Annotated in this window: 15 protein-coding genes; 4 read left to right on the forward strand and 11 right to left on the reverse strand. The window is 70.3% G+C overall.

Features of this window, described 5'->3' with window-relative positions; translation table 11 throughout:
- Positions 1–131 precede the first annotated feature (131 nt).
- On the forward strand, positions 132–2,105 hold the full coding sequence (locus AB0I81_RS36460) for an FHA domain-containing protein (RefSeq protein WP_360666451.1): 1,974 nt from the start codon (positions 132–134) through the stop codon (positions 2,103–2,105).
- On the opposite strand, the gene AB0I81_RS36465 is transcribed toward AB0I81_RS36460, so the two are convergent.
- From AB0I81_RS36465 to AB0I81_RS36500, 8 genes are all read right to left on the reverse strand, one after another.
- A complete protein-coding gene (locus AB0I81_RS36465) occupies positions 2,102–4,048 on the reverse strand; it encodes a TIM-barrel domain-containing protein (protein WP_360666453.1) in 1,947 nt (648 codons plus the stop codon). The two genes, AB0I81_RS36460 and AB0I81_RS36465, sit on opposite strands and share 4 nt — an antisense overlap.
- Complete coding sequence (locus AB0I81_RS36470; protein WP_360666456.1) at positions 4,023–4,661, reverse strand: DUF624 domain-containing protein; 639 nt, start codon at positions 4,659–4,661, stop codon at positions 4,023–4,025. Before AB0I81_RS36470 ends, AB0I81_RS36465 begins: the two co-directional genes overlap by 26 nt.
- Positions 4,658–5,560, reverse strand: coding sequence for a carbohydrate ABC transporter permease (locus tag AB0I81_RS36475; RefSeq protein ID WP_360666458.1), 903 nt, complete (start codon positions 5,558–5,560; stop codon positions 4,658–4,660). The genes AB0I81_RS36470 and AB0I81_RS36475 overlap by 4 nt, the downstream gene beginning before the upstream one ends.
- Positions 5,554–6,441, reverse strand: a complete 888-nt coding sequence (locus tag AB0I81_RS36480) for an ABC transporter permease subunit (protein WP_360666461.1) — start codon at positions 6,439–6,441, stop codon at positions 5,554–5,556. Before AB0I81_RS36480 ends, AB0I81_RS36475 begins: the two co-directional genes overlap by 7 nt.
- Before the next feature lie 2 nt (positions 6,442–6,443).
- Positions 6,444–8,045, reverse strand: coding sequence for a hypothetical protein (locus AB0I81_RS36485; RefSeq protein ID WP_360666464.1), 1,602 nt, complete (start codon positions 8,043–8,045; stop codon positions 6,444–6,446).
- Positions 8,046–8,320: 275 nt separating this feature from the next.
- Entirely contained in the window at positions 8,321–9,304 is a 984-nt protein-coding gene (locus AB0I81_RS36490) for a LacI family DNA-binding transcriptional regulator (RefSeq protein ID WP_360666467.1), read from the reverse strand.
- Positions 9,301–10,377: a LacI family DNA-binding transcriptional regulator gene (locus AB0I81_RS36495; protein ID WP_360666470.1), complete on the reverse strand. Its 1,077-nt coding sequence runs from the start codon at positions 10,375–10,377 to the stop codon at positions 9,301–9,303. Before AB0I81_RS36495 ends, AB0I81_RS36490 begins: the two co-directional genes overlap by 4 nt.
- Positions 10,378–10,476: 99 nt before the next feature.
- On the reverse strand, positions 10,477–11,007 hold the full coding sequence (locus AB0I81_RS36500; RefSeq protein WP_360666473.1) for a cysteine hydrolase: 531 nt from the start codon (positions 11,005–11,007) through the stop codon (positions 10,477–10,479).
- Positions 11,008–11,122: 115 nt separating this feature from the next.
- Between AB0I81_RS36500 and AB0I81_RS36505 the strand changes: the two genes are divergently transcribed.
- Entirely contained in the window at positions 11,123–11,758 is a 636-nt protein-coding gene (locus AB0I81_RS36505; protein WP_360666475.1) for a TetR/AcrR family transcriptional regulator, read from the forward strand.
- 104 nt (positions 11,759–11,862) lie between these two features.
- On the opposite strand, the gene AB0I81_RS36510 is transcribed toward AB0I81_RS36505, so the two are convergent.
- Positions 11,863–12,591, reverse strand: coding sequence for a 3-keto-5-aminohexanoate cleavage protein (locus AB0I81_RS36510; RefSeq protein ID WP_360666478.1), 729 nt, complete (start codon positions 12,589–12,591; stop codon positions 11,863–11,865).
- 93 nt (positions 12,592–12,684) lie between these two features.
- On the opposite strand from AB0I81_RS36510, the gene AB0I81_RS36515 reads away from it, so the two are divergent.
- Entirely contained in the window at positions 12,685–13,101 is a 417-nt protein-coding gene (locus AB0I81_RS36515; RefSeq protein ID WP_360666481.1) for an SDR family oxidoreductase, read from the forward strand.
- Positions 13,102–13,144: 43 nt separating this feature from the next.
- Positions 13,145–14,491 (forward strand): histidine kinase, encoded by a 1,347-nt coding sequence (locus AB0I81_RS36520; RefSeq protein WP_360666484.1) that lies wholly within the window; start codon positions 13,145–13,147, stop codon positions 14,489–14,491.
- Here AB0I81_RS36520 and AB0I81_RS36525 read toward each other — a convergent pair.
- A complete protein-coding gene (locus AB0I81_RS36525; protein ID WP_360666856.1) occupies positions 14,429–15,064 on the reverse strand; it encodes a response regulator transcription factor in 636 nt (211 codons plus the stop codon). The genes AB0I81_RS36520 and AB0I81_RS36525 overlap by 63 nt on opposite strands.
- Before the next feature lie 11 nt (positions 15,065–15,075).
- Positions 15,076–15,948, reverse strand: a complete 873-nt coding sequence (locus tag AB0I81_RS36530) for a type II CAAX endopeptidase family protein (protein ID WP_360666487.1) — start codon at positions 15,946–15,948, stop codon at positions 15,076–15,078.
- Positions 15,949–16,195: the final 247 nt, after the last annotated feature.

Below are 16,195 nucleotides of genomic sequence, written 5' to 3' on the forward strand. Positions count from 1 at the left end.
CGTGGCCAAGACGGCCGGATTCTGAGACGCCGGGGTCTTATGCGCGTATTTTTCAGCGGTTATTTTCCGCGCGCCGGTTCACAATGAAGGTCGCGTCTACAGCCCAATGGATAGGGAAATGGGAGTGACCTATGCCACCGGTGATCGTGGGGCGTGAGGGCCCGCTGTCGGGACGACGTTATCTGCTCGACGACCGGCCGATGACACTCGGCCGCAGGAACGACAGCCGCATCGTGCTCGCCGGCAACCGGGCCTCGCGCGCGCACGCCGAAGTGCGGTATGAGGAAGGCCGGTACGTCCTGCGCGACCTGGACAGCCGCAACGGCACCCTGGTGAACGGGAACCGGGTGACCAGCCATGTGCTCCAGACCGGCGACCTGATCGCGATCGGCGACGAGGTGTTCCGCTTCGAGTCCTCCGACGAGGACGAGACGATCATGGATCCCGAGCTCATGCGGGAGATCAGCCGGCGGGCGGCCCGCGTGCTGGACCCCGCCGCGGTCCTGCGCGTCACGATCAGCGGCGGCGGCCCGGTCGGGCTCGGCCTCGCCCTGCTCCTCGACCACCTCATGGGCGAGCGGGTGGCGGTCACCGTGTACGACGGCCGCTGGATGCGGGACGGCGACCGGGTCGTGTGGAAGGGCAAGGAGCACGGCAACGTCCGCCGGCAGCAGGTGGTGACGGTCCAGAGCCGCCAGTACGCGAACCTGCCGGAGCGGGTGCAGGCGCGCCTGTTCGCCCCCGGCGCGTTCACCGAGATGTGGCCGCCCGGCCCCGACTCGATCCGCGGCCGGAGCCCGCGCAACCTGCGCATCGCCTACATCGAGGACACGCTGCTGGAGTTGGCCGGCGAGCGGCCCGACCGGATCCGGCTCATCCCGGAGCGGTTCGACCTCAATGAGCACCAGGAGGCCGCGGCGCGCGACCACGTCCTGGCCATCTGCGAGGGCGGCCGGTCACGTACCCGCGAGCACTTCGCCGACAAGTTCGGCCAGGCCGACACCTCCATCTACTCGCTGGACGGGCACCACCTCCAGGACGTCGTGCTGGGCCTGCGGGTCAAGTCCGACCTGCCGGACCCCACGACGGTGCTGCTCACCGTGGCGCAGAACCGCTTCCTGCTCAACGCCCTGCGGGGCGAGGGCTTCCTCAACATGCGGCTGACCGACGCGGAGGCCGAGGAGGTCATCGGCATCGATCCGGTCCGGCGCGTGTTCGAGCAGTGCGTGGCCTCCAGCCCGTGCCTCATGGACCGCACCGACATGGGCGACTTCCGCTGCTCGACGCACAGCACCCTGTTCCTGCCCGCGCTGGTCAGGGGCTCGCCGCTGTGGGCGCGGGCGATGGAGGGGCTGCGCTTCTTCGGGGTGGCGCAGGAGAACCTGAGCGCGGTCACCGCGTTCCGGCTGGACATGGTGCAGCGGCCCCGCTTCACCGCCCAGCTCCTCCCGCCGACCTCCACCACGCCCGGCACGTACGGGTTCCTGCTCGGTGACGCCGCCAACGCCATCCACTTCTGGCCGGGCCGCGGGCTCAACAGCGGGCTGGGCTCGGCCATCTCGCTGGCCAGGACGCTCAGCCAGAGCTGGCGGGCCCTGCCGTTCAGGGACGCGGACTTCATCCGGCACGAGGCGGCCATGTCCATGCTGCAGTACCGGCACAAGAGCCGGGCCTGGAAGGCGATGGTCACCACCGACGGGCAGGGCGTCACGCGGGCGATCAAGGACCAGATCGCGCAGGGCATCGAGGAGGCCGCCGCGCCCGACGCGATCAGTGACGTGAGCAGGGACGCCGACCTGGACACGCTCATGGACCGGGTGCGGCAGATCCGCGACCGCCTGGCCCCGCGCATCCCCGGCATGCCGGATGACGCCACGCTCCGCGGGCACCTGCGCGGGCTCAAGGCGGAGACCCTGCGCACGCTGCTGATCAGCGGGGCGTGGGACACGCTGATCATGGGAGGTGAGGAGGTCGACATCGACATCTTCTACCGCCAGGATCCGCCCGACGTGCTGGTGTCCAAGAACCCGTCCACCCCGGCGGCGCCGGCGGGAGAGGGGGAGGGGCAGCAGCTCACCAGGGTCATCCGCCGCGGGCCGGTCTAGGGCTTCACCGCCAGGCCGGCGACGGGGGAGCCCGCGCGCACGAAGACCGGGATGCGCTCCAGCGGCGTGTCCACCTCCACGGTGCCTCCGTCGTGGAGGTGCCCGGTCGCGAGCTCCACCCATCGCACGCCCGCCGGCAGGTAGACCGTCCGGCGGGCGGCGCCCGGCGCCAGGACCGGGGCGACCAGGAGGTCGGGCCCCAGCATGAACTGGTCGTCCACCTCCTGGGCGGGCACGTCCCCGGGGAAGTCGAACAGCAGCGGCCGCAGCACCGGCTCGCCCCGCTCGTGCGCGGCCTTCGCGAGCTCCATCAGGTACGGCTTCAGCCGCTCGCGCAGCAGAAGATGCTCGCGCATGATCTCCAGGGCCCGTTCGCCGTACGACCAGACCTCGTTGGACGCCCCGGTCTGCTCGGCCACGAACGGCCCGGCGGGGTGGCGGACGCCGTGCAGGCGCATGATCGGGCAGAACGCGCCGAACTGGAACCAGCGGATGAGCAGCTCGCGGTACTCCTCACTGGCGGGGTCGCCGCCGTGGAAACCGCCGATGTCGCTGTTCCACCAGGGGATGCCGCTGAGGGCCACGTTGAGCCCGGTCCTGACCTGGGTGGCCAGCGCCTCCCAGGTGGCGTGGATGTCGCCGGACCACAGGGCTATGCCGTGCCGCTGGCTGCCCGCCCAGCAGGAGCGGACGAGTGACAGCGGCCGGTCGACGCCCGCCTCGGTCAGGCCGTCGTGCAGGCCCTGGGCGTGGACGTGGCCGTACAGGTTGCCGACCTGCCTGCCGGGGCCCGCCGCGTAGAGGGCCTGTTCGGCCCTGCGGGGGGTGAGGTCGGGTTCGCACGCGTCCAGCCAGAACACCTCGATGCCCTGGTCGAAGTAGTGTTCGCGCAGCTCGTTCCACAGGGCGCGGCGGGCGCCGGGGGAGAAGGAGTCGACGTAGGCGTTGGGCTGGAAGTGCTCGCCCTGCCCCTTGGCGGGCCAGGGCTGCAGGAGCGGGCCGCCCTCCACGCTGCCGACGAGCTGGCCGGCGGCGCGCATCGCCTCGTAGTTGTCGCTGCCGGCCTCCAGGGTGGGCCAGATCGAGACCATCAGCTTGACGCCGAGCTCGTCGAGCTCCTTGACCATGGCTTCCGGATCGGGCCAGAACTCGGGGTCGAAGCGCCAGTCGCCGAAGCGCTCCCAGTGGAAGTAGTCCGACACGATCACCGAGAGCGGCAGGCCCAGCTCCTTGTAACGGCGGGCGACGGTCAGCAGCTCCTCCTGCGTCCGGTAGCGCAGCTTGCTCTGGAAGAAGCCGGTCGCCCATGCGGGCAACATCGGGGCGTGGCCGGTGGCGTCAGCGTAGGAGGCCATGATCTCGGCGGGGGTGTCCCCCGCGGTGATCCAGTAGTCGATCTGGTGGGCGGTGTCGGCGACCCAGCGGGTGGCGTCGGCGGCCAGCTCCACGCGGCCCATCGCGGGGTTGTTCCACAGCAGGCCGTAGCCGCGCGAGGAGAGCAGGAAGGGGATGCTCGTGGTGGTGTTGCGCTGGATCAGGTCCAGCACCAGGCCCTTCTGGTCCAGGCGGCCGTGCTGGTGCTGGCCGAGGCCGTAGATGCGCTCGCCGTCGTAGCCCTGGAAGACCTGTTCGAGGCGGTACGTGCCGTCGCCGAGCGGGGCGTGCACGCGGGGCCCCTGATGCCAGACGTAGGGCGCCTTGTCCGCCAGCAACTCCCGGCCGGTCCCGGTGCGGGTGAAGCGCAGCCGCCCGTCCGACAGTTCGGCGGTGATCCGGCCGTTGGTCAGCGTGTTCCCGTCCTGCGCCACGTCGGCCGCGGGGGGTTCCAGGAGCGCTCCCGGCAGGTCGTCCCGGATCGAGAGGGGGGCGGAACGCACCCGGAAGGCGTGCGGCCCCCACGGTTCGACCCGCAGGACTTCATTGGGGCGCGATTGGATGAGCATCTTGTTCCTTCGGAAGCAGACGGGTGGACCAGAGGTAGACGGAGGACAGGTAGGCGGGCGCCACGACGCCGAACACCGGGACCAGGCCGGGCAGGACGTAGTAGGCGCAGAGCACGACCGCCACGGTCAGGGCGTTGAAGGCGGCGACGGCCGGCCGCGCCAGGACGAGCAGCGCGCTGCGTACCACCAGCTTCGGCACGCTCTCGGCGAAGTGCGCGGCCAGCGGGCCGACGGCCGCGGACATGCAGAACAGCAGGAAGGCCAGCAGCCACAGCAGCCCGGCCAGCGCCGGGCCCGCCTGGCCGAGGTCCACCGTGGCCACCAGGTGGCGGTCGAGGAGCAGCAGCGCCCAGAGGATGAGGAAGGTGTGGCCGAGGAGGTTGGCGGCGCGGAACTCCCTGCGCCAGGCCGTGCGGAACTCCTGGCGCAGGGGAGCGGCTTCGTCGCCTCCGCGCAGGTCGCGGCGGATGACGGCGTAGACGGCCGCGGTGGCGGGGAAGACGCCCAGCACGATCCCGCCCGCGAGGGTCCAGCCGAGCCAGAGCAGGTGGAGGCGGAGCAGGCGCAGCCCGATCTCGCCGGCGCGGGTGTGCCAGCCGAGCAGCGTGTTCATCCCTTCACCGCCCCGATCATGACGCCCTTCTCGAAGTAGCGCTGCAGGAACGGGTAGAGCACGATCACGGGCAGCGTCGAGACGATGATCACGCCGTACTTGATCTGGTCGGCGTACTGTTGCGCGTAGTTGCCCGCGCCGCCCGCCGAGCCCGCGCCGCCGGCGAACGCCTGGTTGGACAGCAGGATGTCGCGCAGCACGATCTGCAGCGGTTGTTTGTCGTAGTCGCGGATGAAGACCAGGCCGGTGAAGAAGTCGTTCCAGTGTTGTACGAGGTAGTACAGGCCGATCACCGAGATGATGGCCTTCGACAGCGGCACCGCGATCTTCAGGAAGTAGCCGAAGTAGGAGATGCCGTCGATGGCCGCCGCCTCGTACAACTCCTCCGGCACCGAGCTCTCGAAGAAGGCGCGGGCGATGATCAGGTTGTAGACGTTCACCGCCGCGGGCAGCACGAAGACCAGCCAGTTGTCCAGCAGGCCGACATCCCGGTAGAGCATGTACGTGGGGATCAGCCCGCCCTGGAAGAACATGGTGACGGCGAAGAACAACATGATCGCCTTGCGGGGCCGGAACTCCCGCCTGGACAGGGCGAAGGCCGCGGGCAGGGTGACGCAGAGGTTCAGCGCCGTGCCCACACCGCTGTACAGCAGGGTGTTGAGGTAGCCGTTCCAGATGCGTTCGTCCTTGAAGATCTGCTCGTACCCGAACAGGTTGACGCCCCTGGGGAAGGCCCAAACCTGGCCCGTCGCGACCAGGGTCGGGTCGCTGACGGAGGCGATGACGACGAAGTAGACGGGGTAGATCACGGCGGTCAGGATGAGCACGCACAGCGCCGCCAGGACGACGGAGAAGGCGATGTCGCCAGGGGTCCTGCTCCGGAAGTACGCGGCTACCACAGGCTCGTTCCCGACACTCGCTTGGCGATCTGGTTGGTGACCATGAGGAAGATGAAGTTGATCAGCGTGTTGAACAGCCCGATCGCCGTGGAGTAGCTGAACTGGCTGCTCAGGATGCCGATCTTGTAGACGTAGGTCGAGATGACCTCCGAGACCGGCAGGTTGAGCGTGTTCTGCATCAGGAACACCTTTTCGAAGCCGGTGCTCAGCACCCCGCCCATGCTGAGGATCAGCAGCACGACCATGGTGGGGATCAGCCCGGGGATGTCCACGTGCCGGATGAGCCTGAAGCGGCTCGCGCCGTCGATCCTGGCGGCCTCGTACAACTGCGGATCCACCCGGGACAGCGCGGCCAGGTAGATGATGCTGTTCCAGCCGCAGTGTTGCCAGACGTCGGAGATGACGTAGACCGGGACGAACGCCGAGGTGTCGCCCAGCAGGTTGACGTCGGTGATCCCGAACAGCGTGGTCACCAGCCCGGAGGACGGCGACAGGAAGACCTGCAGCATGCCCACGATCACCACGGTGGAGATGAAGTGCGGCAGGTAGGTCGCGGTCTGCATGAACCGCTTGCGCCCGGAGTGCACGACCTGGTTGACGACCAGCGCGAGCAGGATGGGCGCGATGAACCCCACGATGAGCGTGACCAGGCTGATCGTGACGGTGTTGCGCATGAGCGTCCAGAAGAGCGGGCTCTCGAAGAACTGGATGAAGTACTTGAAGCCGACCCACTCGCCGCCGGTCAGGCCGTGCTGGAAGGAGAACTTCCGGAAGGCGAGCTGGATGCCGTACATCGGGATGTAGGCGAAGACGCCGACGAAGGCGATCGCCGGGGCCAGCATGGCCCACAGCTGCCAGTGGCGCCGCAGATGCGTGGTCACCGTCATGAGCGCTGGGCCGCGTACTTGTCGTAGTAGCGCTGCAGCGTCGCGACGTTCGCCGGCATGCCCGAGCCGTTGACCTGCCGCACGTAGGCGTCCCACTCCCCGGCCACGCCGCCCTTGGTGATCCACTGCGCGAACTTCGGCTGGGTGATGCTCAGCATCGTCTGGTTGCTCGTGGAGAGCGTGGTGAGGTCCTCGGCGCTCATCTGGATGAACTGCGCGGGGAAGACGTCCCGCTTCAGGTCCATGTTCTTGATGGACGGCAGCAGCGGCTCGGACTGGTCCACGGCCTCCTGCAGGTCCGTCGGGAGGGTGACCTCGATGTCGTCCCTGATCCAGGTGGGCCCGTTGTCGGCGAGCGTGGTGGTCCACTTCCAGGAGGAGGGGTCGCTCTTGCCGTCCGCGGGCGGCAGCACCTTGTACTCCTTGTCGCCGGCCTTGGTGATGTTGCGCCCGAACTGCCCGAAGAGGACCTGGATGGAGATGTCCTGGTCGTAGAAGGCGTTGATCACCCGCAGCGCCGCGTCCTTGTTGCCCGTGCTCGCCGACATCGCGATCTGGTTGGCCGGGAAGTTCTCCCCGTAGCTGTCGTACGTCCAGGTCGTCGGGGTGCTCTGACCCGCCTCGGCGAGCAGCGGCGCGGTCGCCCGGTACTGCCCGGCCAGCTGGGCGCCGAACCGGTCGCTCGCCGTCCAGCCCCAGCTGAAGCCCACCTTCGCGACGTCGCCCTGGCCCCGGCCGACCGACTGGTAGCCGGTGTAGTCCTGCGTCATGACGTCCTTGCTGATCAGCCCGGCCGCGAAGCACTTGTGCAGGAACTCGATGACCCGCTTGTAGCGGTCGTCGACGAAGAAGTTGCGCACCTTGCCGTCCTCGACGAAGTACCCCTGGCCGCCGCCCGCGGAGATGGGCAGGCCCAGGCTGCCCAGCAGCACCGACGGCTGGAAGTAGCCGAACCCGCCGGTGTCCACGGGCGACCAGTCCATCGGGATCTCGTCGTCCGGGTCACCGTTGCCGTTGGCGTCCTTCTCCTTGAACGCCACCAGCACGTCGTAGAGCTCGTCCCAGGTGGTCGGCGTCTTCAGGCCGAGCTCGTCCAGCCACTTCTTGTTGATGTACTGGTGCGTCACCGTCTGCGGCCAGAACCGTTTGTAGCCGGGGACCGTGTAGATCTCCCCGCCCGTCCGCGTCGCCATCGCGCGCAGCTCCGGCTTGGCGTCGAACAGCGCCTTGACGTTCGGGAGCTTGCCGAGGTCGTCCTTGAGGTCCTCGAAGGCGGTGCCGAAGGTCGCCAGGTCGGAGTTGGTGATCGCGTTCGTGCCCACCACGAGGTCCGGTACGTCGCCCGCCGCGAGCATGGCCGACTTCTTCTGGTCCCAGTCCGCCGAGACCTCCTCCCAGGTGATCTTGACGTTGGCCTTCTTCTCCAGCTCGGCGACCCAGGCCATGTCCTTCATCGGCCCGGTGAGCGCGTGTTTGAGCACCAGCACCCGCAGCGTGTTGCCGCCGCCGCCCTCGCCGTCACCTCCGCTCGAACATGCGGTGAGAGCCAGGGCGGAGGCGAGTACGACTCCGCACCACGAACGTGTCCTGCTGGCCATGGCGTACTCCTTCGAGAGGCGAGGGGGCGGGTGAGGCGGACCCGCATGGCTTCCGGGCATGGGGAGCCCAGGTGGGGTGAAGGAAAGTGGGGGGTGAAGCGAGCGACGTTGACGTCTCGGCCGTTCAGAGTGCACACGACGTTAAAGGCGTTAGTTCAGCGTTGTCAATAACGAGACATGTCACGAAATTTTCGGATCTGTTGCCGGCAGGTGTCAGCTCGCTCAGCGCATCTCGGCGCTTCTCGGTGGTTCTCGGCGTTTTTTCAGCGTTTTCGTCAGCGCGAAGAGTCGCGCAGCACCAATCGGGCGCCCGTACGAACCTCGCGGCCGGGCCCGCCATACCCCTCGATCCGCTCCAGGAGCATGCGGATCGCCGCCGTGACCATCTCCTCCTGCTCGGGGCTGACCGAGGAGAGCGAGGGGATGGTGAACTCGCCCTCGTCGGTGTTGTCGAACCCGGTCACCGCGACCTCCCGCGGCACGCGGACCCCGTGACGTTGCAGCGCCCGCAGTACCCCGCTCGCGGTGGCGTCGTTGAAGCAGGCGACCGCGTCGAACCTCGCGCCGGAGCGGATCAGGCCCACCATGGCCTCGTACGCGGACATCCGGCGGTCGCCGTCGGAGCCGAAGGCCAGCAGCGTCTCGTCGTACGGCACGCCGTACTGTTCCAGAGCGGCGACATATCCGGCATAGCGGTCTCCGGCCGGCTCGGTCATGACCAGGGCGATCCGGCGCCGCCCCGAGGAGAGCAGATGCCCGACGATCGCCTCGAACCCCTCACGCTCACCCATGACGACGCAGTCCAGCAGCGGGGTGGGACGGCCGCCCAGTTGCACCACGGGCCGCCGCGGCGCCCGCTCCTCGATCATGCGGCCGTCGAAGTGGTGGGGGCAGATGATCACGCCGTCCACGTCGCGGGTCGTCACGCCGAGCGCGGCGTCCCGTTCGGCGTCGCGGCCGTGGGCGATGCGCAACGTCGTGGACAGGCCGCGGTCGGCGAGGGCGAGGATCAGGCGTTCGGCGATCTCGGCGAAGTACGGCTGGAAGAGGATCGGCACGACCACCGCGATCCGCCCGGTCCTGCCGGAGGCCAGCCCCCTGCCCGCCTGGTTGACCACGTAACCGACCTCCGCCACGGTCGCGCGTACCCGCTCCCGGGTCGCGGCCGAGACGTTGGGGCGGCCGAGCAGCACGTTGGAGACGGTCTTGGCCGACACTCCGGCGCGCGCCGCGACGTCGGCCAGCGTCGGTTGCCTCACCCGGCCCCGCTTCCGAGCGTCGACTCCCTGCGGATCAGCCGCGCGGGCAGCACCACCTCGCGGGCATGCTCGGGCGCCGTCCCGTCGAGGCGGCTCCCGAGCAGGTCGAACGCCGTACGGGCGATGCGTTCCCTGCCCGGGTCGATCGTGGTGAGGGACGGCGTGGAGAACCAGCCGTCCTCCAGGTTGTCATACCCGATGACCGCCACCTGGTCGGGCACGGCGATCCCGTGGGCCGCCAGCGCCGCGAGCGCGCCGAGAGCCACCTCGTCATTGACGCAGACCAGCGCATCCACCTCCGGGCACCCGGCCAGCACCTCGCCCACGGCCCGCGCCCCCGCCCGGCGGTCCGCCGGCGATTCCAGCCGCACCACCGGCACCGACTCCGGATCGATCCCGGCTTTGGCAAGCGCCCCCAACGTGAACCCGCTGACCCCGGCCCTGTCCGAGCCGATCAGGGCGGGGCGGGTCCTGCCCATGACGGCCAGGTGGCGGGCGATGAGCATGGCAGCCTCCACCACATCCTCATCCACCCGATCCGACCCACCTTGTGACGCCGCGCTTTGTGACGCCTGGCCATGTGATGGCGTGCTTTGCGACGACGGCGCGCTCTCTGACGACGACGTGCTCTGCGATGGCGCGCCTTGCACGACCACGATCGGCCACGCACCGAGGGCGCCCGAGACGGAGTCCGGCAGGTCATGGCCGATGAGCACCACGCCGTCGAACACCCGCCCACGCGCGTCGAGCAGCCTGTGAACGCTCTCGGCCTGGCGGTGGGTCGGCTCGACGGCGGCCTGCATCCCCCGCCGGTCGGCCTCCGTCACCAGGGCTTCCACCAGGCCCGCGAGATAGGGCCTGCGCAACTCGGCCACCCCGATGCCCACGATCCCGGTCCGCCCGGTTCGCAGGGCGCGCGCACTGCCGTTCGGCACCCACCCCAGCTCGTCGATCGAGGCCCGCACCCGCCTGATCACCTCAGGCCGGGTGTGCGGCTCGCGGTTGACCACGCGCGAGACGGTCTTCACTGAAACGCCGGCGTGTTGGGCCACGTCTCGCATGGTCACGCGCATGCGGTCAGTCTACGGTGAGGCGACGACACAACAGCGGCCGAGGGCCGGCCCGTACCCCTTGCGAACGACCCGCCACACCAGTGACGGCCGCCCCCCGCCTCACGCCTCCCAGATGGCGTCGCCGACCTCGGCCGGGTGCACCATGCGGGCGATGCGCCACAGACCGAGCCAGCTGTCCGGGAAGATCGTGGTGTCGACGAGTGCGGCGTGGGCCTGGGGGTCGGGGTCGGCGCACGCGTTGGCGCAGACGGCCACCTGGTAGCCGAGGTCGTGGGCCCAGCGGGTGGTCGACAACACCGTGCCCGAGGTCGCCACGCCGGCGATCACGAGGCGGCCGACGCCGGCGGCCCGGAGTCGTTCGTGCAGGTCGGTGGTGGCGAACGCGGCGAATGAGGACTTGGCGAGTACGGGCTCGTCGTCCCTTGGCGCCAGGGCTGGATGGATCTGTTCGCGCATGGGGCCCGGCACCACGTGGAACACCGGCAGCCCGGCGGTGCGCGCCGACTCCAGCGCCCGCGCGGCATGCTGCACGACGGCGGGGTCGTGGCTGTAGTTCTCGACGATGTAGGTCACGAAATCCAGCGCCAAGAACGCGGTTCGCGTCCGGTCTGTTGCCTCTGTTGTGGTCATCACGTCCCCTTTGTGGCGGAAAGTCGAGCGCTAAACGGAGACATCGCCCCGTATGTCGGGACGCTAGCATAAGTGGAGACATCGCCCCGGTTGTGGGATCGAGGAGCTGAACCACATGCAGGCAGACAACCGGCCCCTGCGGGCCGACGCGCGCCGCAACCGGCAGCGGATTTTGGAAGCGGCCAGGCAGGCGTTCGCCGCCGAGGGCCGCGCGGTCTCTCTGGACGAGATCGCCCGCCGCGCCCACGTCGGTCCGGGCACCCTCTACCGCCACTTCCCCACGAAGGAGGCGCTTTTCGAGGCGATCATCCAGGAACGGCTGCGATCCCTGATCGAGCAGGCCCGCGCGGCCCGCACCGCAGCCGACCCGGCCGAGGCGCTGTTCACCACCATCGACGCCACCGTCGCCGACGCCCAGGCCAAGGCGGAACTCATCGACGCCCTCACCGGCGCGGGCATCGACGTGCAGAGTACGGTCGCCGCGATGACCGCCGAATTCCGCCAGGAGATGGCCCGGCTGCTCACTCGGGCGCAGGAGCACGGCACGGTCCGTCGCGATGTCGGCATCGCCGAGGTGATGGCCCTGCTCGGCGGCGTGATCCTCGCCCTACGCGGCCGCCCGGCCCTCCCGGGCATGAACCCCGAGCGCGCCCTGTCCGTGCTCCGAGACGGTTTGCGCTCCCCAGCCTCCGCCCCCGCCACCTTCGAGCCCGGTGTCCACCAGCCCTCGCCCGGTCAGGAGGCGGGGTAGCGCACGGCCGACGCCCGACCACAGGCGGCACGTCAGGGCACTGTGCGCCAGGGGGCGCGGCGGGTATGGGGGGCGCGTGTCACGGGGCGTTGAGCCTGGCTCAGTCACGGCGCGTTGAGCATGGTCCAGGCTGCGCGTACCAGCTCGGCGTTGGTTGTGGCCGGTGTTCCGTCGGGCAGTTCCAGTACGTCCTCCAGGCCGATGCGCGCGTCAAGACCGAGCTCGGCGGCCAGGCCGAGCACGGGCCACGCCGCCGCCTCCTCGCCATGCAGCAGAACCGGCGCCCGCAGCGCGTCGCCGAGTTCGGCCAGCAGCGCACGCGCGGTGGCCGGCGCCGTACGCGGGTCGGGATCGGTCACCTCCGCCAGCACCCGCAGCACCCGGTCCGCGAGCGGCGAGGCCAGGAAGCGGCCCGCCGCAGGCGTTCCCGAGAAGATCCCGGCCTCGATCCCGACACCACGTTCAAGCAGAGCCTCGGCCACCGCCTCCGCGCCCTCCTCGTGCCAGTTCACCGAGGCGTGGTCGGGCAGCACGGGCCAGGAACGGATGAGCTCGGCGCGCCGGCGCGGATCCGGCATCGCCCACGCGCCCGTCGTGACCCCGACCGGCACGCCGGGGACGGCCTCGCGTACCGCGGTGACGGCGGCGGCCACGTGCTCCGGGTCCAGGGTGTCGGCGCCCTGTGGGGTCTTCGGGTGCAGGTGAACGTCCGACGCACCCGCGGCGACGGCCTGCCTGACCGCCGCGGCCAGTTCGCCCGGCAAGACCGGCAAGATCGGCAAGCCCCGGCACGCACCCGGGTCGCGGGCCCCGTTGGGACACACTTGCAACATAGAGGCATGATGCCAGCCGGTATCGCGGCTCGTCCGACCCCCGTCCCGAAATCCGGTTGAGGCGGCAGTCGGCGTGGACCATGATGCCGTCTCATGCCGGAAACGACGCCTTCCAGCCCCCGACCTGTCGCCCTCGTCACCGGTGCGGGCGGGCGTACCGCCAACATCGGCGACGCCGGCCCCGGCCGCATCATCGCCTTCACCGGCGACCACGTCGTTGGCAACCTCCCCTATGGCGCCAGCAAGGCCGCCCTGGATCGCATCACCCTCGCCGCCGCCCACGAGTTCGCCCATCTCGGCGTGCGCGCCAACGTCATCAACCCCGGCCCCATCGACACGGGCTGGATGACGGACGAGGTCCGCGCCGCCGGGACCGGGCAGACCCCCGCGGGACGGCTCGCCGGACCCGAGGAGCCGGCCAACCTCGTCGCCTTCCTCTGCTCCCCGCAGGGCCAGTGGATCAACGGCCAGCACCTCTTCAGCAACGGCGGCTTCCGCACCGCTCTCTGAGAAGACCGCTCAAGGCCGACGAGTCATGCCCCACAATGGTCGGGTGCCCAGGCTGATCACCTTGCTCGCGGTCGGGTTCGCCGCGCTGGGAACGGTGGCCATGATCGGTGCGGAGTTCGTGGTGACGAAGGTGCCGCTGCTGTTCATGGGGTACGCGGCGGGAGCCGGCGCGGTGGCGGCGGGGCTGTGGGCGAGGGTGCGGTGGCCGGACAGCCCGGCGGGATCGCTGCTGGCCTGGAGCGGGGTGATGTGGCTGGCCACCGGGGTCGGCTACGTGGGCACGACCGTGGCCGTCGTGCTCGGCGCGCTGGCGGCGGCCCTGCAACACGGGCTGCTCGGGCATGTGATGGTCGTGTTCCCGCACGGCCGGGTGGACACGCCGGTGCACCGGGGGGTGGTCGCGCTCGGCTACGTGGTGCCGCTGCTGTCCGGCCTGATGTGGATGGTGTACGGGGAGTCGCCCGGCAGGGTGCTGTGGCCGGCTCTCGCGGGGTTAGTGATCGTCACCGGATATGCGGTCGCGCTGTCGGCCGTGGTGGTTCTGCGCTGGGCCCGGCTGCCGCGCCAGGACCGCGACACCGCCGTGGCGTTCTGCGGGCTGGTGCTCATGGTGCTGATTCTGGTGCTGGAGGCGGAGAGCCTGGCGCGGGCCGGCGGGCTGACGGTCTACTTCACCGGCGGGCTGGTGGACAGCCTGGTCGTACTGGGGTTCATCGGCTGGCCGCTGGCCTATCGGGTCGTGCTCGGCCGCAGGGAGGCGGCCCGCCGGACGGCCGAGCTGCTCGACGCGGGCGACGAGGCGCGCCGCCGGATCGAGCGGGACCTGCATGACGGAGCCCAGCAGCGCCTGGTCAACGTGCGGCTGCTGCTGGGGCTGGCGCGGGACGAGCCGGCTCGCCTCGGTCAGGCCGTCGCCGAGCTGGGCCGGGCGCTGGAGGAGTTGCGGGAGCTGGCGCGGGGCGCGTTCCCGGCGGTGCTGGCCGAGGCAGGGCTGGGCGCCGCGCTCGGCTCGCTGGCCGAGCGGGCCGCCCTGCCCGTCCGGGTGAGGACGGATCTGCCCGTACGGCCGGGGCGGCAGGTCGAGCGGACCGCGTACTTCGTGGCCGCCGAGGCGCTTGCCAACGCGAGCAGGCACGCCCGCCCGGCGACCGTGGGGATCACGGCCGTGCTGGAGAAGGGGCTGCTGACCGTGGAGGTGGTCGATGACGGGTGCGGGGGCGCCGTGCCGGGAGGGGGTCTGCGCGGTCTGGCCGACAGGGTGGAGGCGTGCGGAGGAGAGTTCTTCCTGCACAGCCCGCCCGGGGTGGGAACCACCGTGCGGGCCGTGTTACCCGCGCAGGTATCGCAGGACGGCCAGGACCCGCCGGTTGTCGGCGGCCGTGTCCGTTAGGCCGAGTCTGCCGAAGATGGTGCGGACGTACCCCTCGACCGTCTTGTGAGTGAGCCCGAGCAGGTCCGCGATGCCCTGGTTCGATCTGCCCTCCGCGAGGAGCGTGAGCACCTCCCGCTCGCGGGGGCTGAGCCGGTCGAGCGGGCCGGGTTCGCGCGGCCGGGAGACCAGCCGCGCGACCACGGTGGGATCGAGCACGGTCTGGCCGGCCGCCACGCGGCGCAGCGCGTCGGTGAGTTCGTCCGGCGCCCCCACGCGATCCTTCAGCAGGTAGCCCGTCCCGTGTGGGGAATCGCCGAAGAGCTCTCCCGCATGGTGGGTCTCCACGTGGTTGGACAGGAGCAGTACCGCGACGGACGGATGCTCCCTGCGCAGCCGGACGGCCAGCTCCAGCCCCTCGACCGTGTGGGTGGGCGGCATGCGGATGTCCACGACCACCACCTCGGGCGGGCGGGCCCGTACCAGCCGTGCCAGCGTCTGCCCGTCGCCGGCCAGGCCGGTGACGGTGAACCCCGCGCGTTCCAGAAGGGCGGCCAGGCCCTCGCGGAACAGCGCGGAGTCGTCGGCGATCATCACCTGCACGGTCACACCGTAGCCGCCGCCTTCCCGCGCGGCGGCCGGATCCGGCCCGCCCGCGCGGCCAGGACGAGCATGACGGTTCCCACGATCGTGGCGACCAGGATGAGGACGAGCCCGGACTCCGGATCGCCGGGCCCGCCGGTCCACAGTTGCGGGCCGTTGACGTGCCCGCGCAGCAGCGGGGTCTCGCTGATGGCGCCCGCACCGGTCGAGCCCGCCCCGAACACCGAGTTCTGGAACAGGTTCCAGCCGGTGTGGATGCCGATGGGCAGCCACAACGAGCGGGTCAGCAGAAAACCGCCGCCGAGCACGAGCCCGCCCGCCACGGTGATGCCGACCAGGGTCAGGGCGGTGGCGTTGGCGTTGGGCGCGTGGATGAGCCCGAAGACCACGGCGCTGAGCACCAGCGCCCACCAGGAGCCCAGCGCCTTCTCCGGCAGCCGCAGCAGCAGGCCGCGGAAGGCCCACTCCTCCCAGAAGGCGACGCACACGGCGAGCGCCGTCATGGTGAGGAGGGAACCGACGTCCACCGTGACCGCGGAGACGCTGTACCAGCCCGCCAGGGCCATGATCCCGAACACCGCGGCCTGGACGACCGCGCCGACCGCCACGCCGGCCAGCAGGTGGCGGACGGCGTTTCCGGCCGGGAAACCGAGGCCGGCGAGCGATTCGCCCTCCATGCGCCGGGCCAGCGGAACGGTCACGAGCGCCGCCACCACTCCCGTCAGGCCCAGCAACAACCCCAGGGCAGGGGTGAGGCCATCGGGGCCGATCTGTAAGGCGGCGGCCAGGGCGGCCTGAAGGACGAAGAAGATGGCCAGCACCACGATCAGCAGGGCAAACGCCTGGGTAAGCGGATGGCCGAAAAACTTGCGCATGAGCGACTCCGGTTGATGGGGGGCCGCTCGATACTCCGGCAGGTTCCGCCGGCCGTTCAAGATCCGTATTTTCCTTGAGGGTTAACCCTGGCAAGGCCCCTTCCCGGCCCGAATGAGCCTCTTTCAATGAGAAACAGCGGGTTTGGAACGGCCGGCCGGAATAGGCTCGCCCGGGGGAGCTGTTGGGTCTTGGGTGGCGCGAACGCCACGAAGGTGGCGGATGATTCGGGTGCCGCGGCATATGCCT

Origin of the sequence: Nonomuraea sp. NPDC050404, assembly GCF_040655495.1 — a bacterium.
In the GTDB taxonomy this organism is placed as follows: Bacteria; Actinomycetota; Actinomycetes; order Streptosporangiales; family Streptosporangiaceae; genus Nonomuraea.